Genomic DNA, 22,828 nt, shown 5'->3' on the forward strand with positions numbered 1-22,828 from the left:
CGCGCCTGGATGCCCGCAACCAGCTAACCCAAGATCAAACAAATACCTGACCAGTTACGTTAGTTCCAGCTCAGGCTCACATCGAGATGGCGATATTCAGCGAAGCCGGGGGCTGAACGTCAATCCGTTCACCGGCATTTATTCGGCCGCCCAGGGCCGTGCGGGCGCTGCGGCGAAACCCGGATGATCGGGGCGGCGGCCCGGTCTGGCCGGAGGATGATCCGACCAGACCGGCGGCGGCTCGCTAGGCGGGTCAGACGTTGAAGCCGAGGGCGCGCAGCTGCTCGCGGCCGTCGTCGGTGATCTTGTCCGGGCCCCACGGGGGCATCCAGACCCAGTTGATGGTGACGCCGGCGACGAGGCCGTCGGGGCCGTCGACCAGCGCGGAGCGGGTCTGGTCCTCGATGACGTCGGTCAGCGGGCAGGCCGCCGAGGTCAGCGTCATGTCGAGGGTGACGGTGTTGTCTTCGGCGACGTGGATGCCATAGACGAGGCCGAGGTCGACGACGTTGATGCCGAGTTCGGGGTCGACGACGTCGCGCATCGCCTCCTCGATCTCCTCGAAGTCGGCGAGCTCCAGGCCCGCCGCCCGCTCCGCGACGGTGCCGGGGGTCGGGTCGGCCACCTCGGCCACCTCGGCCACCTCGGCCACCTCCGGGCGGGTTTCGGTCACGGCGTCGCTCATGGCTTCTCCTGCTCGGGTACGTCGAGGGGTGCGCCGACGGGGGCGGGCGCGGCGGCGGCCGGGTCGACGGCCTTGGCGGTCGCGTCCTTCCAGGCCATCCAGGACAGCAGGGCGCATTTGACCCGCGCCGGGTACTTGGAGACGCCGGCGAACGCGACGGCGTCCTCCAGCACGTCCTCGTTGCCCTCCGCGGTGCCCCGCGACTGCATCAGTGCCAGGAACTCGCGTTCGAGTTCGAGCGCCTCGTCGACCTTCTTGCCGATGACCAGGTCGCTCATGACGCTCGCCGAGGCCTGGCTGATCGAGCAGCCCTCGCTCTCGTAGGAGACGTCCTCGACGACCCCGTCGGCGACCTTCACCCGCAGGGTGACCTCGTCGCCGCAGGTCGGGTTGACGTGGTGCACCTCGGCGTCGAACGGGTCGCGCAGGCCGCGGTGCAACGGATTGCGATAGTGGTCCAGGATGATCTCCTGGTACATGGAATCGAGCTTCACCTCGAGAAGAACCTCCGAACCCCGTGCAGACCTTCCACCAGTGCGTCGACCTCGCCGGTCGTCGTGTACAGGTGGAACGATGCCCGGGTCGTGGCCGGCACGCCGAAACGCAGGCAGACCGGCCGGGCGCAGTGGTGGCCGACGCGCACGGCGATGCCGCGCTCGTCGAGGAGCTGCCCCACGTCGTGGGGATGAATCGCCCGGCCGGCATCGTCGTGCAGGACGAAGGAGATCGCCCCGCCGCGGTCGACGTCGGTCGGCGGCCCGATGATCCGCATTGCGGGCACGGTGGCGAGCGCGTCGAGAGCGTACCCGGTGACCGCGTGCTCGTGCTCGGCGATCGCCGGCATGCCCAGCGCCGTCAGGTAGTCGACGGCGGCACCGAGCCCGACCACCTGGCTGATCATCGGGGTGCCGGCCTCGAAGCGGTGCGGCGGGGCCGCGTAGGTCGACCCCTCCATCGTGACGATCTCGATCATCTCGCCGCCGCCGAGGAACGGCGGCATGACCTCCAGGAGCTCGAGGCGCCCCCAGAGCACCCCGACGCCGGTCGGCGCGCACATCTTGTGGCCGGTGAAGGCCAGGAAGTCGACGCCGAGCGCGGCGACGTCGATCGGCATGTGCGGCACCGACTGGGAGCCGTCGAGGACGGTGAGCGCGCCGACCTCGCGGGCGCGGGCGACGATCCGCGCCACCGGGTTGACCGTGCCGAGGATGTTCGACTGGTGGACCATCGAGACGACCTTCGCCCGGTCGGTGATGACCGCGTCGAGGTTGTCGAGGTTCAGCCGGCCGTCGTCGGTCAGCCCGATCCAGCGCAGGGTGGCGCCGGTGCGCCGGGCGAGCATCTGCCAGGGCACCAGGTTGGAGTGGTGCTCCATCTCGGTCACGACGATCTCGTCGCCGGGGCCGATCCGGAAGCGCTGCGCCTCCGCGCCGGTGGTCTCCGCGTTGCTCATCGCGTAGGCGACGAGGTTCAGCGCCTCGGTGGAGTTCTTCGTGAAGACGACCTCGCGCCGGTCTGTCGCGCCGATGAAGGCGGCGACCTTGTCCCGCGTCGCCTCGTACAGGCCGGTGGCCTCCTCGGCGAGCACGTGGATGCCACGGTGCACGTTGGCGTTGTGCAGCTCGTAGTAGGCGCGCTCGGCGTCGAGGACGGCCAGCGGCTTCTGCGAGGTGGCGGCGCTGTCGAGGTAGACCAGCGGAAGGTCGTCGTGCACCGTGCGGGCGAGGATCGGGAAGTCCTTGCGGACCTGCTCGACGTCGAAACCCGCGGCGCTCGGGGTACCGTCGGCGACCCGCGACTCGGTCAACGTCATGACACCGCCCCCGCTCCCGCTCCCGCCGGCGCCGTGGCCCCGCCGGCCTTGACATAGCGGTCGTAGCCGGAGTCCTCCAGCACGGCGGCGAGTTCCGGGCCGCCCTCGTCGACGATCCGCCCGGCCGCCATCACGTGCACGAACTCGGGCTTGATGTAGCGCAGGATGCGGGTGTAGTGGGTGATGAGCAGGATGCCCGTCTCCCCCTTGGCCCGCACGGCCTCGATACCGCCGGAGACGATGCGCAGCGCGTCGACGTCGAGGCCGGAGTCGGTCTCGTCGAGCACGGCGATCTTCGGCTTGAGCAGCGCCATCTGGAGGATCTCGTGGCGCTTCTTCTCACCGCCGGAGAAGCCCTCGTTGACGCCGCGCTCGGCGAACGCCGGGTCCATCTCCAGGGCCTCCATGGAGGCCTTGACCTCCTTGACCCAGGTACGCAGCTTCGGCGCCTCGCCGCGCACGGCCGTGGCCGAAGAGCGCAGGAAGTTCGACACCGACACCCCGGGGATCTCCACCGGGTACTGCATCGCCAGGAAGATCCCGGCGCGGGCACGGGCGTCGACGCCCATCGCGAGGACGTCCTCGCCGTCGAGCGTGATGCTGCCGCCGGTCACGGTGTACTTGGGGTGGCCCGCGATCGAGTACGACAGCGTCGACTTGCCCGAGCCGTTCGGACCCATGATCGCGTGCGTCTCACCCTTGCGGACGGTGAGGTCGACGCCGCGCAGGATCTCGCGCGGGCCTTCCTCCGTCTCGACCGAGACGTGCAGGTTACGAATCTCCAAGGTCGACACCGCTGCCGTCACCCTCGTTCCAGGTTCGAATGTGCGACGTCGACGAGCACGTCGTCGCCGTCGATGGTCACTGCGTAGGCGGGCACCGGGTCGATCGCCGGCAGGGTCAGCGCCTTGCCGCTGGCCAGGTCGAACTGCGACCCGTGCAGCCAGCACTCGATCTTGCCGTTCTCGACCTCGCCCTGGGAGAGCTGCACGTCGGCGTGCGAGCACTCGTCCCGCACCGCGTAGACGTGTTCCCCGGCCCGCACGACGCACACCGGCACGCCCTCGATCTCGGTACCGAGCGCCGTGTCGTCCTTCAGGTCGGCCAGCGCGCACACCCGGTGCCAGCGGGGGGTGGTCGCGGGGTCGGCGGCGGTGCTCATGCGCCCGCCGGGCCGGCGCCGGCCAACGCCTCGGCGCTGTCGTCGGCCGGCGTCTCGCCGAGTCGACCGGCGACCGTCGCCATGATCCGGTCCCGCACCTCGACGACCTGGATGCGGTCGATGACCTCGGCGAAGAAGCCGTGCACGACCAGCCGGCGGGCCTCGGCCGGCGGAATGCCACGGGACTGCAGGTAGAACAGGGCCTCGTCGTCGAAGCGGCCGGTGGCGCTGGCGTGGCCAGCCCCGACGATCTCCCCGGTGAGGATCTCCAGGTTGGGCACCGAGTCGGCGCGGGCGCCGTCGGTGAGCACCAGGTTGCGGTTGAGCTCGTAGGTGTCGGTGTCGAGCGCGTCCGCCTCGATGAGCACGTCGCCGATCCACACCGAGTGCGCCGCGTCGCCGCGCAGCGCGCCCTTGTAGGTCACCCGGCTGCGACACGACCGCGGGGTGTGCGTGACGAGCAGCCGGTGCTCCTGGTGCTGGCCGGCGTCGGTGAAGAACACGCCGTTGAGCTCGGCGTCTCCCCCCGGGCCGCGGTACTCGACGGTCGGGTTGAGCCGGACCAGGTCGCCGCCGAGGGTGACGGTGAACGAGCGCAGCTTCGCGTCGCGGCCGATCGAGTAGGCGTGCGCGCCGACGTGCACGGCACCCGCGTCCCAGTCCTGCAGGGACACGAAGGTCAGCGAGGCGCCGTGGCCGACGTACACCTCGACGTTGCCGGCGTAGGTGGCGCTGCCGGTGTGGTCGAGCACGACGGTGGCCGACGCGAACGGGCCGACCTCGATGCTCAGGTGGCCGTAGGCGACCCCGGCGGCGGCGCCGGCCGCGGTCCGGGGGCTCTCGCCGTGCAGGTGCACGATCACCGGCTCGGCCAGCGCGGCCTCGGCCGGGATCGTGACGGCCGTCGCCCCGCCGGCGCGGGCCATGGCGAACGCGGCGACCCGGTCCGCCGGGGTGAGCACCCGGCCGATGCGCGGGTCGGCGGCGTCGAGCTGCTCCACGGCGACCCCGGCCGGCGCCGAGACGGTGACGGACACCTTGCCGTCGGCGTCGGGGCCGGCGAGCAGGCCGCGCAGCCGGCGCAGCGGGGTGAACCGCCACGCCTCCTCGCGGCCGGTGGGCACGCCGTGGTCGAGCGGGTTGCGCGATCGCAGCGGGCGGGGCACGGCTCCGGAGGCCATCGGGGGGCGCCCGGTGGCGTCGATGACGACCATCAGCCGACCGCACCTTCCATCTGCAGTTCGATGAGCCGGTTCAGCTCGAGGGCGTACTCCATCGGCAGCTCGCGGGCGATGGGCTCGACGAAGCCACGCACGATCATGGCCATCGCCTCCTCCTCCGACAGGCCGCGGCTCATCAGGTAGAACAGCTGGTCCGCGCCGACCTTGGAGACGCTGGCCTCGTGGCCGATGGAGGCGTCGTCCTCGCGCACGTCCACATAGGGGTAGGTGTCCGAGCGGCTGACGGTGTCGACGAGCAGCGCGTCGCACTTGACCGTCGACCTCGACGCCGCGGAGCCCTCGTTGATCTGGACGAGACCGCGGTAGGAGGTACGGCCGCCGCCGCGGGCCACCGACTTGGAGATGATCGTCGAGGAGGTGCGGGGCGCGGCGTGCACCATCTTGGCGCCGGCGTCCTGGTGCTGGCCGGGGCCGGCGAAGGCGATCGAGAGGACCTCGCCCTTGGCGTGCTCGCCGAGCAGCCACACGGCCGGGTACTTCATCGTCACCTTGGAGCCGATGTTGCCGTCGACCCACTCCATCGTGGCGCCCTCGTGGCAGGCGGCCCGCTTGGTGACCAGGTTGTAGACGTTGTTCGACCAGTTCTGGATGGTCGTGTACCGGCAGCGCGCGTTCTTCTTCACGATGATCTCGACGACCGCCGAGTGCAGCGAGTCCGAGGAGTAGACCGGCGCCGTGCAGCCCTCGACGTAGTGCACGTAGGCACCCTCGTCGACGATGATCAACGTCCGCTCGAACTGGCCCATATTCTCGGTGTTGATCCGGAAGTAGGCCTGCAGCGGGATCTCCACCTGCACGCCCGGCGGCACGTAGATGAACGACCCGCCCGACCACACGGACGTGTTCAGCGCGGCGAACTTGTTGTCGCCGACCGGGATGACCGAGCCGAAGTACTCCTGGAACAGCTCCGGGTGCTCGCGCAGGCCGGAGTCGGTGTCCAGGAAGATGACGCCCTGCTCCTCAAGATCCTCGCGGATCTTGTGGTAGACCACCTCGGACTCGTACTGCGCGGCGACGCCCGAGACGAGGCGCTGCTTCTCCGCCTCCGGGATGCCGAGCCGGTCGTAGGTCGCCTTGATGTCCTCGGGCAGGTCCGACCACTCGGCGGCCTGCTTCTCGGTGGAGCGGACGAAGTACTTGATGTTGTCGAAATCGATGCCGGAGAGGTCCGCGCCCCAGGTCGGCATCGGCTTGCGCTCGAACAGCCGCAGGCCCTTCAGGCGCAGGTCGGTCATCCACGACGGCTCGGACTTCTTCGCCGAGATGCCGCGGACGACCGCCTCGGACAGGCCTCGCTGGGCGTCGTCGGCGTAGGCGTCGGTGTCAGCCCAGCCGAACTTGTAGGAACCAAGGCCTTCGAGGGCGGTCTCGGCAGAGGTTGTCATAGGGCGGAACCCTCCGAAGACGGGGACGGTGAACAGGTCGGGGACGCGGGTGCGGGGCGCAGTTCGGACGCGGTCGACCTCGACCCGTCCGCACGGGATACGCCCTGGTAGGACGGACCATCCGGAACCGATCCCGGCGCCGCGCCCACGGGGATGTGGGTCGTGCAGACGCCGTCGCCGTGCGCGATCGTCGCCAGGCGCTGCACATGGGTGTCGAGGACCCGGGCGAGCGCCGCGGTCTCGGCGTCGCACAGCGCCGGGAAACGCTCCGCGACAAACTGGACCGGGCAGTGGTGCTGGCAGATCTGCAGACCGGTCGGCAGCTCCGAGACGCTGGCCGTGTAGCCGGCGGCTGTCATCGCCTCGGCCAGCGCCGCCGGGCGATCGGCCGGCTTCGCCGCGACGACCGCGGAGCGCACCCGACGCTCCAGGTCGGAGGCCCGGCCCTCGGCGAACTGGCTGACCGCCGAGGGCCCGACGACCTCCGCCAGGAACCGCAGTGCGCCGGCCGCGAGATCGGAGTACGCCGTCGGACCGGCCCGGTGGCCGGCCTCGGTGAGCGTGTAGCTGCGGGCCGGCCGGCCGCGGCCCCGCGGCTCGCGCGAACGGCTCTCGGTCGGGGTGATGATGCCGTCCCCGACCATGGCGTCAAGGTGCCGGCGGATGCCCGCCGGGGACACGCCAAGCTGCCGGGACAGCTCGGCCGCCGTGGCCGACCCGCCCTCCAGCAGCAGACGCACGACCCGGTCGCGGGTGCGGCCGTCGGCCGTCCCGCCCGAGGCATCGTGGTCGTTTTTCACAACGCTAGTGTGCCCTATTTACGGGACGGGGTCGAACCGAGGGCCCCCGATCAGCTCCACTCCGAGGCGATGTCCATCACAGCAGGGGTCCGCCCCAGTCCGGGCCCACCCCAGCCGGGGCCCACCCCAGGCATGATGCCGGGGCTGGTCGCGTACCGCATCCGCACAACATCTACCCACGGTTCATGGCCTGTCTGCGGCCGTCGACGGCGTGATGCCAGACTTGCGGCACCACCGGGCGGGTCGTCCCTGCGGACGCCCACCCCCCGGCGGACTCGAACGGGGAGGTGGCGGACGGATGCGGGCTCGACTACGGCACGGCGCGATCGGGCGGACCCTGCTCGGACTCGGCCTGCTGCTTGCCCTCGCCACGGCCGCGGCCTGCGGCGGCGGGGGCGAGAAGACCAACGGCCTGGAGAAGCTGCCGGCCGCCGAGGTCGGCTCCCGCACGCTCGCGGCACTGCGCTCCGCCCCCGGAGTACACGTGGTGGGCACCGAGAAGGACCCGAGCTCCGACTCCCCCGCCCGCTACGACCTGGTGATGTCCGCCACGACGACCCGTGGCACCATCGAGGAGTACGGCCAGCAGACCCAACTCGTCAAGATCGCCAACGACACCTAACGTCCGGCGCGGCCGCGCCTTCTACACGGCGACGGGCGAGGCCGCCGCCACCGACCTGCTCGCCGACCGGTGGGTCCGGCTCGCGCCCGCCGACGCCGCCAAGTACAGCTACTTCACCCTCGCCCGGCTCAGCGACTCCCTCGGCAGCTACCTCATCAGGCTCGCCGGCGAGGTGCGGCGGGAGAAGGTCGACGGCGCCCGGGCGGTGCGGGCGGCGGCGCCCGACGGCACCGCCTTCCTCGTCGCGAACGCCGGCCCCGCCTACCCCCTGCGGATCACCGTCGCGGGCAGCTCCACCAACCAGGTGGACTTCGGCGACTACGGTCCCGCCGCCGCCGTCACCCCACCCGGCTCCGCCGTCGACCTGTCCAGCCTGGGCTGACACCCGCCCGACCCGCGCCGAGCAAGTAAGTCCTGCCTACTCGGGGTCATAGCTGATGAACGCTGGGCGACAGGCATGGCGCTCTTGTTGTCGCTCCCACCTCGCCGCGGACCGCGGACCGCGAACATCCGCCGATCGCGGCGGTACGCAGGAGCATTGCGGTGCGGTGCGTACGGTCCGCGGGGTCAAACCGTGCAAGACGTACCGTAATCAGCCCACCTCGGGCTGGCGAGGCGGCGAACCCGGCGATTACGGTCGGCCGCGGGCGACCGGGGCGGTCCGACCGCACACCGGCGGTCACTGATCCGGCCTTCGGTGGTCACCTGAAGTGCGGTCAGGAGGTTTCCGCGTCCCGCGTCACACCCTGACCTTGGAAACCCCGCTCATCACGCCCGGCCACCATCAGCTCAGACTTCGGACTCACCCGCCCAGGACCTGACCTGACCTGCTCGGGCCTCGGACCTCGGACCGGGCGCAGCCGGCCGAGCCACGACCGGGCACGGCGCCAGGCCTGTTCCCGCGGAGTGCGGCAAGATCTGCCGGACGGCGGCACAGGCAGGCGCGGGCAAGCGCGGGCAGGCAGACGCGCACGGCGGGAGGCAACGATGGGCACACCTGCACGGGGCAGCGTGGTGGCCGCGGTCGACCAGGGCACCACCGGGACCACGGTCTGCCTGCTCGATCGCGACGGGCGGGTCGCCGGGCGCGGCTACACGGAGATCCATTCCAGCTTTCCCCGACCCGGCTGGGTCGAGCAGGATCCCGAGGAACTGTGGCGCAGCGTCGTCGACACCGTCAACGCGGCGCTGGCCGACGCCGATCTGCGCCCCACCGACCTCGCCGCGCTGGGCATCACCAACCAGCGGGAGACCACCGTGGGGTGGGAGCGATCCTCCTCCACCCCGGTCGGTCCGGCGATCGTCTGGCAGGACCGGCGCACGGCCGCCCACTGCGAGCGCCTCGCCGCCGGCGGGCACGCGGCCGCCGTCGGCGACCGCACCGGCCTCGTCCTCGACCCGTACTTCTCCGCCACGAAGATCGGCTGGATCCTGGACCGGGACCCGGCGCTGCGCCGACGCGGCGGCCGCGGCGAGATCGCCTTCGGCACCGTCGACTCCTGGCTGGTGTGGAAGCTGACCGGCGGCGCCGTCCACGTCACCGACGTCACGAACGCCTCCCGCACGCTGCTGCTCGACCTCGCCGCCGCGGCCTGGGCCCCCGACATGCTGGACCTGTTCGACGTACCCGCCGAGGTGCTGCCCGACGTGGTGCCGAGCTCCCGGGTCTACGCCGAGACCGACCCGGAGGCCTTCCTCGGCGTGCGGATCCCGGTCGCCGCCGCCGTCGGCGACCAGCAGGCCGCCCTGTTCGCCCAGGGCTGCGTCGAGCCGGGGCAGGCCAAGAACACCTACGGCACCGGCTCGTTCGTCCTGGTCAACACCGGTCCGACGGTGCCGCCGCCACAGTCGTCACTGCTGCGGACGGTCGCCTACCAGCTCGACGGCAAGCCCGTACGCTACGCCCTGGAGGGCGCGATCCTGTCCACCGGCGCGGCGGTCGGCTGGCTGCGCGACTCGCTGGGGATCATTCGCGACGCCGCCGAGACGGCCCAGCTGGCCGCCTCGCTGCCCGGCAACGACGGCGTCTACTTCGTCCCGGCGCTTACCGGCCTCGGCGCGCCGCACTGGGATCCGCGCGCCCGCGGCACGCTGCTCGGGATCACCCGCGGCACCGGCCGGGCGCACCTGGCCCGCGCGGTGCTGGAGGGCATCGCCTACCGGACCCGCGACGTCGTCGAGGCGATGGCCGGCGCCGGATTCGCCGTGCGGGAGCTGCGCGCGGACGGCGGGGCCGCGCGCAACCCGTGGCTCATGCAGTTCCAGGCCGACATCCTCGGCGTCGACGTCGACGTGCCCGACAACATCGAGACCACCGCGCTCGGCTCGGCGTACCTCGCCGGCCTGGCGATCGGCTTCTTCGCCGACCCGACCGCGCTCGCCGCGCACCGCCGCAGCGAGCGGCGCTACCACCCGGCTATGCCGCCCGCCCAGCGCGACCGTGCCTACCGCCGCTGGCTGTCCGCCGTCGACCGCGCCCGCGCCTGGGCCGACGACACCGACACCGACGCCAAGGACACCGACCGCGACGAGGGAACCTCGTAGGGACAACACCTCGCTCGACGAACCTCTTCCGCTCCTGCTGTTACCGGTACCCGTCGTTACTCATGGTCGTCGCCACGACGGGCGCAGTTGCTGCGGACCTGCACAGGAAGCCGCGGCAACGCACGCTGCTGACGTGCTCTGGCGCTCACTGGGCGGGCGTGGACCCGGTTGCCGCGCGGCCGATCAGGTCACCGCGGCATCGCGCCAGGTGACGTAAATTGGTCACCGAACGTCACCGGTAGAACGTCCCTACCTCCGAGCCTGCTGCACCCTGCATTCACAGGAACACGTCGGGGCCACATTCCCTTGAGCCTTCTTGGTCGAACCGGCTGCCAGACGCACCAATGCCTGACAGGGTGTTACTGGGGGCGGTTGGCGTCTCCTGTCGACCTGACCCGGACGGAGACCGTGACCGAGGCGGACTACGCCCTGGAGCTCGGGCGCCGGCTTCGTGCCGCGCGCAACCGGCGTGGCATGTCGCTACTGGATGTCCAGGAGCGCACCCACGGTCGGTGGACCGCGGGAACCCTGGGAGCCTACGAACGAGGCTCCCGTACCCTGCGGGTGCACCGGCTCGTCGAGCTCGCCGAACTGTACGACGTTCCGGCGACCCTGCTGGTCCCACCGGCAGTCGACCGCCGTGACGTCGACCACCTTCCCCCACTCGTCATCGACCTACGCCGGCTGCGCAAGCTGCCGCCGACCCGGACCGGCCCGCTGCGGCGCTGGATCGCGATCGTGCAGGTACTGCGCTCGGACACCTCCCGCGATCTCCTGCGGCTGCGCCGCTCTGACCTGCAGTCACTGTCGCGGCTGTACAGTACGACGCCGTCGATGCTCTACGAACGGCTCGGCGCCTGGGGCGCATTGGTGGAGCCGGGCGAGCCGGTGGCGGTCGGCGCACGGCGCCGCGTCCTGCCCATCCGGCCGCCGCGGCAGCGAAGTTGACGGCGCCAGCCTGCGGTCAGCTCTGAGGTGGCGGGGATGCCCCCCCCGATCGGATCCGTAGGATCGCCAGGTGGCCGAGATCCTGGCAATCAGCGTCACGGGCCTCGTGAAGACCTACTCCGCGCGGTCCGTTCCCTCCCGGTCCGGGCCCCGGGCGGAGAGCTCCCGGGGCCCCGGGCGGCGTGGCCGCCGCGGCTCCGCCGCGCCGAGTCTGCGGCCCGCGCCGTTCACCGAGGTCTCGACGACGCCCGCAACGTCCGCGGCATCCGCCGGGCGGGGCGCCTCCTTCGACGGCCGGATACGTGCCGTCGATAATCTGTCGCTGAGCGTCCCGGTTGGCTCCGTGACGGCGTTGCTGGGCCCCAACGGCGCCGGCAAGACGACGACGGTGGAGATCTGCGAGGGCTTCCGCCGGGCCGACGCCGGCGAGGTTCGCATCCTGGGCCTCGACCCGATCGGGGACGCGGTCGCCCTGCGCCCCCGCGTCGGGGTGATGCTCCAGGCCGGCGGGATGTACCCGGGTGCTCGAGCCGGGGAGATGCTGCGCCTTGTCGCGGCGCACCATCGCCACCCGCTCGATCCCGCGGCGCTGCTGGACCGGCTCGGCCTGACCGACTCCGCCGGCACCCCGTTCCGCCGGCTGTCCGGTGGCCAACAGCAGCGGCTGTCACTGGCGATGGCCGTGGTCGGCCGGCCCGAGCTGGTGTTCCTCGACGAGCCGACGGCCGGGCTGGACGTCGCCGGTCGGCGCACCACCTGGGAGCTGATCGAGGAGCTGCGCACGGCCGGTGTCACCGTCGTGCTCACCACCCACGCCATGGACGAGGCCGAGCGCCTCGCCGACCAGGTGATCATCATCAATCGCGGCCGGGTCGTGGCCGTCGGCTCGCCCGCGGAGCTCACCCGCGGCGGCGCCGAGGGCCAGCTGCGCTTTCGCGCCCCCACCGGCCTGGAGCTCGGCAAGCTGCTGCTCGCGCTGCCGGACGGCACCACCGCCCACGAGGGGCCGGTCGGGCACTACCTGGTCCAGGGCACGGTCGACCCGCAGCTGCTCGCCGCGGTGACCGCCTGGTGCGCCGGCAACGGCGTGCTCGCAGAGGATCTCCGGGTCGAGCAACGAACGCTGGAGGACGTCTTCGTGGAGCTGACCGGTTCGGAGCTGAGTTCGTGACCGCCGCCGACACGCTCGGCGCGCCCAGCGGCCCGGGCCCCTACCGGCCGGCGGCCGGCCGCACCGGCGCCGGCCTGCTCGACCTGCGCCCGGCACCGGCGGCGGCCTCCCGGGCCCGGATGTTCGCCGCGCAGACCCGGCTCGAACTGATCCTCACCCTGCGCCGCGGCGAGTCCGTACTGCTGACGATGATCATTCCGGTCGGCCTGCTTGCCTTCTTCACCGCCGTCGACGTGCTGCCGAGCGGCGCCGAGAAGTCGGTCGACTTCCTCGTCCCCGGGGTGCTCGCGCTCGCGGTGATGTCGACCGCGTTCACCGGCCAGGCCATCGCCACCGGCTTCGAACGCTCCTACGGGGTGCTCAAACGGCTCGGGGCGACGCCGCTACCCCGTTCGATCCTGCTCGCCGGCAAGACCGCGGCCGTGCTCGCCGTCGAGGTCATCCAGCTCGTCCTGCTGGTCGCGGTGGGCTTCGCGCTGGGTTGGGATCCGGCCGGTGGGGCGGGAGCCGTGCCGTCGGTGCTGGCGCTGCTCGTGCTCGGCACCGCCGCGTTCTCCGGCCTCGGCCTGCTCATGGCCGGCACCCTGCGCGCCGAGGCGACGCTTGCCGCCGCCAACGGCGTCTACCTGCTGCTGCTGCTGATCGGCGGGGTGGTCTTCCCGCTGTCGAAGCTGCCCGGCTGGCTGCGGGCGATCGCCGAGGTGCTGCCCACCGCCGCACTGTCGGACGGGCTGCGCGACGTCCTCGCCGACGGTTCCGGCCCCGGGGTCCGCAACCTGGTCGTGCTCGCGGTGTGGGCGATGGTGACCCTGGGTCTCGCCGCCCGCACCTTCCGCTGGGAATAACCGACCGCCGCGCATGACCCGATCCCCGCGCATGACCCGACCGGGCGGCGCCGCGGCCGGCCGGGCAGGCGTGAGCGCACCGGGCGTTACCATGGCATCCGTGCCAACTTCTACAACGCGTCGGAGATTGCCGCTCGTCGGCCGGCGCGCGTTCCAGTTCGTCACCGCGCTCAACGTCTTCGCGCTGTCCCTGATCGTGGTCAGCGGCGGGGTCGTCCGGCTCAGCGGCTCCGGCCTGGGCTGCCCGACGTGGCCGCAGTGCGGCGACGGCTCGTTCACCCCGCACTCCGAGTACGCCCTGCACGGCGCGATCGAGTTCGGCAACCGAGTCGTCGGCCTGGTCGTCGGGGCGGTGGTGCTCATCACCCCGATCATGGCGCTGCGGCTGCGCAGCGGCCGCCGCCGGGACCTGACCCTGCTGTCGTTCGGCCTGTGGCTGGGCTACCTCGGCCAGGCGGTGCTGGGCGGGATCACCGTCCTGACGAAGCTGAACCCGGTGACCGTCGCCGCCCACTTCCTGCTGTCCATGGTGCTGCTGTGGAACGCCGTCGTCCTCGACCGCCGGGCCCGCCAGGGCGCCGGCCCGGTGACCCCGGCGGTCGCCCCCGCGCTGCTGTGGCTGGCCCGGCTGCTCGTCGTCGTCTCCGCCGGCGTCCTCGTCCTCGGCACGGTGGTGACCGGCACCGGCCCGCACAGCGGCGACAGCGAGCACCCCGCCCGCTTCGGCTTCGACATCGTCAACGTCTCCCAGCTCCACGCCGACGGCGCGATGCTGCTGACCGGCCTGGTCGCGGCGATGGCGTTCGCGGTGCGCATCACCGCCGCCCCCGCGGCGGCCCGGCGCGGCTCGCTCGCCCTGGTCGCCGTCGTCATCGCGCAGGCCGGCCTCGGGTTCGCCCAGTACTTCCTCGGCGTCCCCTGCGGCCTCGTCGCCCTGCACATGACCGGCGCCACCATCATGTGGGTCGTCGCGCTGCGCCTGTGGCTCGCCATGGTCGCCCGCCCAGCCCTCGCGACCGCTGCGGGGGCGAAGGTGACCGATGACGCCCCGGCAGAGCACGCGACGCCCTTCACCGCCCCGCCGGCCCAACCCGCCCCGCCGGCTGTCCCTGGGTCGCCATCGGCCCCCGCCGCTCCCCAGCCGGTCGGTGCGCCCCGCCCCTGATTGCGGACAAGACCGGACGGGATCAGACAAGGCCGGGCGGGGATGATGTGGTGCCAGCCCGGCTGATCGCCGTCCTGGCAGTGTGGCGTCAGAAAGCCGGGCCGACGGTGTTCGCGATGTTCGAGTCCGAGACCGACTACTTCCGGTCCCGCGTCCAGCAGACCATGCTCAACTTCCGGGTCCGCGACCTGGAGGCCATGCTCGCGCAACTGCGCGACAAGGGAGCGGACGTGGCCGAAGAAACGCAGGACATGGAGGGTGTCGGTCGATTCGGCTGGGTCACCGATCCCGCGGGCAATCGAGTCGAGCTGTGGCAGCCCGCCTGACCGCGTCACACTGCGCATCGACGGCACCGAAACCAGGTCCGTCGACCGAAGGCCAGACGCCCTGGGCGGTACGGTGCGGGCCGGAACAGACCGCTGAACCGTCCAGCCCACATCACGCCAGCATGCCCCGACTCCGATCGCGGGAAGGTCGTTACCCTCTCTCGTGCCTCGTCGACGCAAGCTAAGTACACCCCTGCTGGTCTGGTCTTCGGGATGGTCCGGCGGGCTGTCGTCGACCAGACGGGCGTGCCTGGTGCGGGGAGCATTCGGCCGGATTGTGCGTTGCCGTAGTGTGATCGTCACACCAGCAGGGTGACGGGGGTGATCGTGATGGCCTGGCCTGCGTGGGGCACACGGGCGGTGACGGCCGGCGGGTCGGTCCTGGCCAGCGCGGTGTCGGGGATGGTGACGAACGTGGTCTCCGACCGGCCGGCCCTGCCCTGGATCGTCGCCCTGGCCGTCCTCGTCGCCCTGATGGCCGGATTGCAGGTGTTGCTGACCGTGCTTGACCATCGGGGGTCGGCGTCACCGCCCGGGGCTGGTGCGGTGTCGGTCGGCGGATCGTCTTCTGGATCGATTCGCACCGACGTCGACGGTGTCCGCCGTGTCCCGGGACACCGTACCAGTTCGGGGGCGGGGTCGGTCCAGATCGGTGGAGACTCCCGAGCGTTGATCCGCACCCGGGTGCGCGACGTCGAGGAAGGCTAGCCCGACGCCGTGGCGGAGGCGACGCACCGACCCGCCCTCGATCGGCCCGGCCGGGGCGTCCGTCGGCGGAGACAACAACGGTCCCATCGTCACGCAGTACATCGGCGTCCAACACCTCCCCCCGCTGCCACCTGCCGTCACCCCGACACCCGGCAAGGTCTGGAACGTGCCCCCACGGGTGGCGCACTTCACCGGCCGGGCGGACCTACTGACCCGCCTCGACGAAACCCTGACCGACACAGGCACGGCCGCGGTCTGCGCCGTCCACGGCCTGGGCGGCATCGGGAAGACCGCCCTCGCCGTCGAGTACGCCCACCGGCACGCCGATGCCTACGACGTGGTCTGGTGGGTTCCCGCCGAAGACCCCGACGCCATCCCCGACCATCTCGCCGCATTGGGTCTCGCCCTCGGTTTGCCGGACGGCGTCGGCTGGCCAGCGGTCCTCGCCGCGCTGCGCCGTGACCGGCGGCGCTGGCTACTCATCCTCGACAACATCGAACACCCCGACGTGATCGGCCCCTACCGTCCCACCGATGCACTCGGCCGGCTCCTCGTCACCAGCCGCCGCACCGACCTGGCCGGATACAGCACCCCACTCGAAGTCACCGAACTCCCCCGCGGTGAATCGGTCGAACTCCTCACCCTCCGAGTCCCCGGTATCGACCCCGACACCGCGTCGACGATCGCCGACCTGCTGGGGGACCTGCCGCTGGCGGTGGAACAGGCCGCCGGCTACCTCAACCAGACCGCCACACCCCCCACCGACTACGCCGACCTGCTGACCACCCGGCTCGCCGACATGCTCACCGACGGCCACGTCGCCGACCGGCCCGGCACCACCATCGCCAACCTCTGCCACCTCTCCCTCACCCGACTGCGCGCCCACAACCCTGCCGCTGTCGCCCTGCTCGACCTGTGCGCCCTGTGCGCCCCCGAACCCATCCCCCTGACTTTCCTCACCAGCGATCCCCGCCATCTCCGGGTCAAGACGCTTCGCGCGGCGGCGCAGGATCCCCGGGCCTGGAACAACACCGTCGGCACCCTCATCGGCTACGGCCTCGCCCGCCGTGATGCGACCGGCATTACCCTGCATCGGCTCACCGCTGCCGCCATCCGCACCACCATGACCACCAAAACCACCGCCACCACCGCCACCGCTCTCCTCCACCTCCTGCGCGCCGCGCTGCCCGGCGACCTCGACGGCCACCCCGAACGCTGGCCACCCTGGCGCACCCTGCTGCCCCACCTCCGCGCCGTCCTGGACAACCAGCCCGACACCGCCTTGAACACCAAGAAGATCCGCCAGGAAGTGGCCTGGCTCTGCAACCGCACCGGCGCCTACCTCGACCTGCACGGCCGACCCGACACCGCCCTCCCCTATTTCCACCGCGCGCTCACCCTCGACACCCACGACCTCGGACCCGACCACCCCGGCACCCTCACCAGCCGCGGCAACCTCGCCCTCGCCTACCAGTTGGCGGGACGCCTCGACCAGGCCATCAGCCTGCACGAACAGACCCTCACCGACATGCTGCGCATCCTCGGCCCCGACCACCCCGACACCCTCACCAGCCGCAACAACCTCGCGGCAGCCCGCGTCGCCCGTGACCACAACCAGGCAGCGCAACCCGACGACAACGGGGCCGACGCGCAGCGCGCGTGAGCAGACCGCAGGCCGTCGATCCGGTGCACTAGCGGACTCTCGTGCCTCGTCGACGCAAGCTAAGTACACCCTTGCTGGTCTGGTCTTCGGGACGGTCCGGCGGGTTGTCGCCGATCGGACGGCCGTGCCTGGCGCGGGGTGGCTTCGGCCGGGTTGTGCGTTGTCGTAGTGTGATCGTCACGCCAGCAGGGTGACGGGGGTGATCGTGATGGCCTGGCCTGCATGGGGCACACGGGCGGTGGCGGCCGGCGGATCGCTCCTGGCCGGTGCGCTGTCGGGGGTGCTGACGAACCTGGTCTCCGACCGGCCGACCCTGCCCTGGATCGTCGCCCTGGCCGTCCTTGTCGTGCTGATGGTCGGGCTACAGGTCGTGCTGACCGTGCTCGACCATCGAGGGTCGGCGCCGCCGCCCGGGGCCGGTGGGGTGTCGGTCGGCGGATCCTCCTCCGGATCGATCCGCACCGACGTCGCCGGTGTCCGCCGGGTCCCCGGACACCGCACCAGCTCGGGTGCGGGATCGGTCCAGATCGGTGGAGACTCCCGGGCGTCGATCCGCACCCGGGTGCGCGACGTCGAGGAGCCGTAAGCGGTGCCGTGGTGGAAACGCCGCACACCGACGGTGGGACCCGGCGGCGTACTGATCGACGGGAACAGTTCGGCACCGATCAGCGCCGTCAGCATCGGCGCACAGCACCTGCCACCCCTGCGGCCGGGTCAGGGGAGGCGTGGAACATACCCCCACGGCTGGCCCACTTCGTCGGCCGCGCTGACCTCCTCGACCAACTCCACCAGCACCTCACCGACAGCGGCACGGCCGCGGTCTGCGCCGTCCACGGCCTGGGCGGCATCGGCAAGACCGCCCTCGCCGTCGAGTACGCCCACCGGCATGCCGACGCCTTCGACGTGGTCTGGTGGGTTCCCGCTGAAGACCCCGACACCATCCCCGACCACATCGCCGCCCTCGGCCTCGCTCTCGGCCTGCCCGACGGCACCGGCTGGCCGGCGATCCTCGCCGCGCTGCACCAGCACCGGCGGCGCTGGCTGCTCATCCTCGACAACGTCGAACACCCCGACGTGGCCGGTCCCTACCGGCCCACCCACACCCTCGGCCGGCTCCTCGTCACCAGCCGCCGCACCGACCTGGCCGGCTTCGGCACCCGCCTCGAAGTCGCCGAACTCCCCCGCAGCGAAGCCGTCGAACTCCTCACCCGCCGGATCCCCGGCATCGACCCCGACACCGCGTCGACGATCGCCGGCCTGCTTGGGGACCTGCCGTTGGCGGTGGAACAGGCCGCCAGCTACCTCGACCAGACCGCCACACCCCCCGCCGACTACGCCCGGCTGCTGACCACCCGGCTCGGGGACATGCTCACCCGCGGCCACGTCGCCGACCGGCCCGGCACCACCATCGCGAACCTGTGGGACCTGTCCGTCACCCGGCTGCGCACCACCGACCCGGCCGCCGTCGCCCTGCTCGACCTGTGCGCCCTGTGCGCACCCGAACCCATCCCCCTCACGCTCTTCACCGACCACCCCCACCTCCTCAGCGTCGCCGCGCTGCGTGAGGCGGCCGGGGATCTGCTGGCCTGGAACGACACCGTCGGCACCCTCATCGGCTACAGCCTCGCCCGCCGCGACCCGAACAGCCTCATCCTGCACCGGCTCACCGCCGCCGCCATCCGCACCACCATGACCCCCACAACCACCGCCACTACCCTCATCCATCTCCTCTGCGCCGTGCTTCCCAGCGACCTCGACGGCCACCCCGAACACTGGCCACTCTGGCGGGCCCTGCTGCCCCATCTACGCGCCGTCCTGGACGGCCAACCCGGCAAGAAGACCCGCCGAGAGGTGTCCTGGCTCTGCGACCGCACCGGCGCCTACCTCACGCTGCACGGCCGACCCGACACCGCCCTCCCCTACCACCACCGCGCACTCACCCTCAATACCCACGACCTCGGACCCGACCACCCCAACGCCCTCACCAGCCGCAACAACCTCGCCGGCGCCTACGAGTCGGCGGACGCCTCGACCAGGCCACCGGCCTGCACGAACAGACGCTTACCGACCGGCTACGCATCCTCGGACCCGACCACCCCGACACCCTGGCCAGCCGTAGCAACCTCGCCGGCGCCTACCAGTCGGCGGGACGCCTCGACCAAGCCATCGACCTGCACGAACAGACCCTCACCGACCGGCTACGCATCCTCGGACCCGACCACCCCCACACCCTCACCAGCCGCAACAACCTCGCGGCAGCTCGCGCCGCCCGTGACCACGACCAGGCAGCGCAACCCGACGACACCGGGACCGACGCACGGCCCGCGTAAGCAGACCTCACACCGCCCAACCAGTGCACTAACGGACTCTCGTGCCTCGTCGAGAAAGAGCGCAACGCGGTCCGCAGCCTCACGCCTCGGACGGTGCCTCGCCGCTGGTCATCGCACCCCGGACGCAGCAGACGCGCCGGCCGCGGGTGTGCGGTCGGCGCGTCTGGGGGTCGGATCGGTCGGAGCCGAGGCGGAGCGGGAGGTCAGACGACGGCGGTGACCGCGATGGCCACGAACAGAAGCGTCAGGTAGGTGATCGACATGTGGAACAGGCGCATGGGGCGGGGGTCGGCGCCGCGGCGGGTCCGGCGGTCGATGCGGTGTGCCTCGGCGAGGAACCAGGCGCCGACCACGACGGCGGACACCAGGTACACCGGGCCGGTGTGGGCCACCGGGACCAGCGCGAGCGAGGCGGCCACCATCGCGTAGGAGTAGCCGAGGATCCGCCGGGTCACCACTTCGACGGGGGCGACGACGGGCAGCATCGGGATACCGGCGGCGGCGTAGTCGTCACGGAACTTCATCGCCAGCGCCCAGAAGTGCGGCGGGGTCCAGAAGAACACCACGGCGAACAGCAGCACCGCCGACCAGCCCACGGTGCCGGTGACCGCGGACCACCCGATGAGGACCGGGAAGCAGCCGGCCGCGCCGCCGATGACGATGTTCGACGGGGTCCGGCGCTTGAGCCCGAGGGTGTAGACGAAGACGTAGAAGGCGATGGCGCCGTCCGCCAGCAGCGCCGACGGCCAGTTCACCAGCAGGCCGAACACCAGCGTCGAGACGATGCCGATGGCGATGCCGAAGGTCAGCGCCTCGGCCGGGGTGACGGTGGCACGGACCAGGGGGCGGCGCTTGGTGCGGTTCATGACCTGGTCGATGTCCCGGTCGACGTAGCAGTTGATCGTGTTGGCGCTGCCGGCCGCCAGGGTGCCGGCGACGAGGGTGACGGCGATCAGCCAGACCGAGGGCATCCCCCGATCCGCGAGCATCATCACCGGCACGGTAGTGACGAGCAGCAGCTCGACCACGCGCAGCTTCATGAGCGCGACGTAGGCGCGGATCTTCGAGTTCACCGCGGCCAGCCCACTCACGGCGGGCGGCGCCTCGTCGGCGGCGGGCGGCACGTAGGCGGCGACCGTGCCGTTCGACGCGCCGAGCACCACCGTCCCGTTCGGCGCAGAGGCGGCGGAGCCGGCTCCGTGCGCCGCCGCCGTGGAGGCCGCGGTCCCGTTCGACCCGGACGTGCCGTTCTCCCCGGACCCGCCGCGTGCTCCGGCGGTCCCGTGGGGGATCACCAGCACGTTCGACATGACGACGCCGGCCGGGGATGCCGTCCCAAGCGAGACCGCCCTCCCCTCCGGCTTCGCGGTCTCGTTCGAGACCGCGACCCCGTTCGACATGGCGACCCCGTTGGAGATGGCGACCCCGTTGGAGATGGCAACCGCGGCGCCGTGGGGCGTCGCCGTCCCGGGGGAAAGCGTGGTGACCTCGGTCGGTGCGGGTTCGGCCTCCGGGCGCGGGGCGTCCGCGGGGTCGGGGGCACCCTGAGCCGGGACATGGTCCAGGGCAGGTTGGAGCGTGGTTCCGGCGATCACCGACGTGGAGGTGCCCGACCGCACCGGTCCGCGTGTGGTGAAGTGCCGGCGTCGAAGGGCGGCCTCGGTAGACAGAGCGACCTCGCGATCGGCGGGATCGGCGGACGACCCGCACTATACGGAGCCCCGGGGACGGAGCGGACGGTGTTCTACGACGTGTCGGAGTCTAGCCGCCGGATCGGCGCGCACGCGCGGCGGTCAGGCCCGGACCGGGCAACGAGCCGTGCGGCCTGGCTCACGTCGCCGGTCGCGCCGCCAGCCGCCCGGGCCGCCGGACGAGATCGTCACCCCACGGCCGGGGCCCGCCGTGGTGTGTCTCACCAGTGGTGTCCGACCAGTTCACGCCGGCTGTTCTTCCAACTGCCACCTGCGCGTCACGGAGCTGAACACATAGGGATCAGACTGGCAGCAGACTGGGATGGAGCCGGCGCGGCGGGGTAGTGCCCACAAGGGTGCACCGGCGGGCGTCGGATCGGAGCCGGCCGGCGCCGGCCGCTACGCACCGGTCGGCTGCGACCTGGTCGGCCGCGCCCCGGCTGGCCGCACCTGGTCGGCCGCGCACTGGATCCGATTCCCGGCGACGGGCATGACCAGCACCGAGAACGACTTGACCTGTTGTGGATGTGCACCGCCCGCGGAGAGGAACCAAAGCCCGATGAGCAACCCCCTGTCCGAGCTCTCGGCCGCCGGAGTGGCGGTCTGGTTGGACGACATCAGCCGGGACCGGCTGCGCACCGGCAACCTCGCCGATCTGGTCGCCAACCGCAGCGTCGTCGGCGTCACCAGCAACCCGACGATCTTCCAGAAGGCGATCGCGTCCAGCGACCTGTACAACGAGCAGCTCCACGACCTGACGGTGCGCGGCGTCGACGTCGGCGAGGCGGTGCGCGCGATCACCGCCGCCGACGTCCGCGACGCCTGCGACGTGCTGCGCGGCGTCTACGACGCCTCCGGCGGGGTCGACGGGCGGGTGTCCCTCGAGGTCGACCCCCGCCTGGCCCACGGGACCGAGCGCACCGTCGCCGAGGCCCGGGCGCTGTGGTGGTCGGTGGACCGGCCCAACCTGTTCATCAAGATTCCGGCCACCCTGGCCGGGCTGCCGGCGATCACCGAGACCCTGGCCCAGGGCATCAGCGTGAACGTCACACTGATCTTCGGCCTGGACCGCTACGACGCCGTCATCGAGGCGTTCCTGGCGGGTGTCGAGAAGGCGATCGACGCCGGCCGGGACGTCGGCGACCTGACCTCGGTCGCGTCGTTCTTCGTCAGCCGGGTCGACTCCGAGGTCGACGCGCGCCTGGACAAGATCGGCACGCCGGAGGCGAAGGCGCTGCACGCCAAGACAGCGATCGCGAATGCCCGATTGGCCTACGAGCGGTACGAGAAGGCGTTCGCCACCCCCCGGTGGAAGGCGCTGGCCGCGAAGGGCGCGAAGCCACAGCGGCCGCTGTGGGCGTCGACCTCGACGAAGGACCCGTCCCTGCCGGACACGATCTACGTGTCCGAGCTGGTCGCGCCCGGCACCGTCAACACCATGCCCGAGGCGACCCTGCAGGCGTTCGCCGACCATGGCCAGGTCCGCGGGGACACCATCCGCCCCTACTACGACGACGCCCGCCAGGTGTTCGCCGCCCTGGCATCCGTCGGCGTGGACCTCGACGACGTGATCGAGACCCTGGAGACTCAGGGGGTCCAGAAGTTCGAGGACTCGTGGAACCAGCTGCTCGGCACCATCGCGCAGCAGCTCGGCCGATCCGGTTCAGACAGCTAGTAGGGCTTTGTTAGGTGTCGTTGAGTTGTGGTTTCAAGCGATCTGGTGACGGAT

The 22,828-nt window shown here is 71.7% G+C and carries 23 protein-coding genes and 1 pseudogene; 15 read left to right on the forward strand and 9 right to left on the reverse strand.

All coding sequences use genetic code 11. The features are described from left to right. Nucleotides 1-253: 253 nt before the first annotated feature. The 8 genes from G6R25_RS08865 to G6R25_RS08900 are packed head-to-tail and all read right to left on the reverse strand — an operon-like array spanning nt 254 to nt 7,086. The gene (locus G6R25_RS08865; protein ID WP_163552594.1) at nt 254-685 is read right to left on the reverse strand and encodes a metal-sulfur cluster assembly factor; all 432 of its coding nucleotides are present in this window, start codon (nt 683-685) and stop codon (nt 254-256) included. Then, nucleotides 682-1,179 carry a Fe-S cluster assembly sulfur transfer protein SufU gene (gene sufU, locus G6R25_RS08870; protein WP_136446798.1) on the reverse strand — a complete coding sequence of 166 codons (498 nt, stop codon included), beginning with the start codon at nt 1,177-1,179 and terminating at the stop codon, nt 682-684. Before sufU ends, G6R25_RS08865 begins: the two co-directional genes overlap by 4 nt. Continuing rightward, entirely contained in the window at nt 1,176-2,498 is a 1,323-nt protein-coding gene (locus G6R25_RS08875) for a cysteine desulfurase (RefSeq protein ID WP_136446797.1), read from the reverse strand. Before G6R25_RS08875 ends, sufU begins: the two co-directional genes overlap by 4 nt. Next, nucleotides 2,495-3,292, reverse strand: a complete 798-nt coding sequence (gene sufC, locus G6R25_RS08880) for a Fe-S cluster assembly ATPase SufC (RefSeq protein WP_205446983.1) — start codon at nt 3,290-3,292, stop codon at nt 2,495-2,497. Before sufC ends, G6R25_RS08875 begins: the two co-directional genes overlap by 4 nt. Before the next feature lie 8 nt (nt 3,293-3,300). Beyond that, a complete protein-coding gene (locus G6R25_RS08885) occupies nt 3,301-3,660 on the reverse strand; it encodes a non-heme iron oxygenase ferredoxin subunit (protein ID WP_136446795.1) in 360 nt (119 codons plus the stop codon). Further along, complete coding sequence (gene sufD, locus G6R25_RS08890; RefSeq protein WP_163552595.1) at nt 3,657-4,874, reverse strand: Fe-S cluster assembly protein SufD; 1,218 nt, start codon at nt 4,872-4,874, stop codon at nt 3,657-3,659. The genes G6R25_RS08885 and sufD overlap by 4 nt, the downstream gene beginning before the upstream one ends. Further along, a complete protein-coding gene (sufB, locus tag G6R25_RS08895; protein ID WP_136446794.1) occupies nt 4,874-6,286 on the reverse strand; it encodes a Fe-S cluster assembly protein SufB in 1,413 nt (470 codons plus the stop codon). The genes sufD and sufB overlap by 1 nt, the downstream gene beginning before the upstream one ends. After that, on the reverse strand, nt 6,283-7,086 hold the full coding sequence (locus G6R25_RS08900) for a helix-turn-helix transcriptional regulator (RefSeq protein WP_163552596.1): 804 nt from the start codon (nt 7,084-7,086) through the stop codon (nt 6,283-6,285). The genes sufB and G6R25_RS08900 overlap by 4 nt, the downstream gene beginning before the upstream one ends. Before the next feature lie 298 nt (nt 7,087-7,384). Here G6R25_RS08900 and G6R25_RS26565 point away from each other — a divergent pair, with 298 nt between their 5' ends. From G6R25_RS26565 to G6R25_RS30280, 13 genes and pseudogenes are all read left to right on the forward strand, one after another. Further along, entirely contained in the window at nt 7,385-7,708 is a 324-nt protein-coding gene (locus tag G6R25_RS26565; protein WP_235947866.1) for a hypothetical protein, read from the forward strand. Beyond that, the gene (locus G6R25_RS26570) at nt 7,647-8,090 is read left to right on the forward strand and encodes a hypothetical protein (RefSeq protein WP_235947868.1); all 444 of its coding nucleotides are present in this window, start codon (nt 7,647-7,649) and stop codon (nt 8,088-8,090) included. Before G6R25_RS26565 ends, G6R25_RS26570 begins: the two co-directional genes overlap by 62 nt. A 605-nt stretch (nt 8,091-8,695) precedes the next feature. Next, nucleotides 8,696-10,252 carry a glycerol kinase GlpK gene (glpK, locus tag G6R25_RS08910; protein ID WP_163552597.1) on the forward strand — a complete coding sequence of 519 codons (1,557 nt, stop codon included), beginning with the start codon at nt 8,696-8,698 and terminating at the stop codon, nt 10,250-10,252. 408 nt (nt 10,253-10,660) lie between these two features. Continuing rightward, nucleotides 10,661-11,200: a transcriptional regulator gene (locus tag G6R25_RS08915; RefSeq protein ID WP_163552598.1), complete on the forward strand. Its 540-nt coding sequence runs from the start codon at nt 10,661-10,663 to the stop codon at nt 11,198-11,200. Between the two features lie 70 nt (nt 11,201-11,270). Continuing rightward, nucleotides 11,271-12,371 (forward strand): ABC transporter ATP-binding protein, encoded by a 1,101-nt coding sequence (locus G6R25_RS08920; protein WP_163552599.1) that lies wholly within the window; start codon nt 11,271-11,273, stop codon nt 12,369-12,371. Continuing rightward, nucleotides 12,368-13,216: an ABC transporter permease gene (locus G6R25_RS08925; protein WP_136446789.1), complete on the forward strand. Its 849-nt coding sequence runs from the start codon at nt 12,368-12,370 to the stop codon at nt 13,214-13,216. The genes G6R25_RS08920 and G6R25_RS08925 overlap by 4 nt, the downstream gene beginning before the upstream one ends. A gap of 91 nt (nt 13,217-13,307) precedes the next feature. Further along, a complete protein-coding gene (locus G6R25_RS08930) occupies nt 13,308-14,381 on the forward strand; it encodes a COX15/CtaA family protein (RefSeq protein ID WP_163552600.1) in 1,074 nt (357 codons plus the stop codon). 50 nt (nt 14,382-14,431) lie between these two features. After that, nucleotides 14,432-14,707 carry a VOC family protein gene (locus G6R25_RS08935; RefSeq protein ID WP_235947870.1) on the forward strand — a complete coding sequence of 92 codons (276 nt, stop codon included), beginning with the start codon at nt 14,432-14,434 and terminating at the stop codon, nt 14,705-14,707. Between the two features lie 330 nt (nt 14,708-15,037). Further along, nucleotides 15,038-15,415 carry a hypothetical protein gene (locus G6R25_RS08940; protein WP_163552601.1) on the forward strand — a complete coding sequence of 126 codons (378 nt, stop codon included), beginning with the start codon at nt 15,038-15,040 and terminating at the stop codon, nt 15,413-15,415. Nucleotides 15,416-15,581: 166 nt separating this feature from the next. Then, nucleotides 15,582-17,078, forward strand: a complete 1,497-nt coding sequence (gene fxsT, locus G6R25_RS26575; protein WP_235947872.1) for an FxSxx-COOH system tetratricopeptide repeat protein — start codon at nt 15,582-15,584, stop codon at nt 17,076-17,078. Nucleotides 17,079-17,286: 208 nt separating this feature from the next. Continuing rightward, nucleotides 17,287-17,664: a hypothetical protein gene (locus tag G6R25_RS26580; protein ID WP_235947874.1), complete on the forward strand. Its 378-nt coding sequence runs from the start codon at nt 17,287-17,289 to the stop codon at nt 17,662-17,664. Between the two features lie 11 nt (nt 17,665-17,675). After that, nucleotides 17,676-18,830 (forward strand): annotated as a pseudogene (gene fxsT / locus G6R25_RS30275) (FxSxx-COOH system tetratricopeptide repeat protein); the annotation flags it as partial. 293 nt (nt 18,831-19,123) lie between these two features. Next, entirely contained in the window at nt 19,124-19,408 is a 285-nt protein-coding gene (locus G6R25_RS30280; RefSeq protein WP_419469331.1) for a tetratricopeptide repeat protein, read from the forward strand. Between the two features lie 203 nt (nt 19,409-19,611). Here G6R25_RS30280 and G6R25_RS08965 read toward each other — a convergent pair whose 3' ends face one another. After that, nucleotides 19,612-20,448 carry a heme o synthase gene (locus tag G6R25_RS08965; RefSeq protein ID WP_419469332.1) on the reverse strand — a complete coding sequence of 279 codons (837 nt, stop codon included), beginning with the start codon at nt 20,446-20,448 and terminating at the stop codon, nt 19,612-19,614. Between the two features lie 97 nt (nt 20,449-20,545). Here G6R25_RS08965 and G6R25_RS08970 point away from each other — a divergent pair, with 97 nt between their 5' ends. Together G6R25_RS08970 and tal are read left to right on the forward strand one after the other, a co-directional pair. Next, nucleotides 20,546-20,956, forward strand: coding sequence for a hypothetical protein (locus G6R25_RS08970; RefSeq protein WP_163552602.1), 411 nt, complete (start codon nt 20,546-20,548; stop codon nt 20,954-20,956). A gap of 702 nt (nt 20,957-21,658) precedes the next feature. After that, the gene (gene tal / locus G6R25_RS08975) at nt 21,659-22,774 is read left to right on the forward strand and encodes a transaldolase (RefSeq protein WP_163552603.1); all 1,116 of its coding nucleotides are present in this window, start codon (nt 21,659-21,661) and stop codon (nt 22,772-22,774) included. Nucleotides 22,775-22,828: the final 54 nt, after the last annotated feature.

Origin of the sequence: Candidatus Frankia alpina (assembly GCF_902806485.1) — a bacterium.
GTDB lineage: Bacteria > Actinomycetota > Actinomycetes > Frankiales > Frankiaceae > Frankia > Frankia alpina.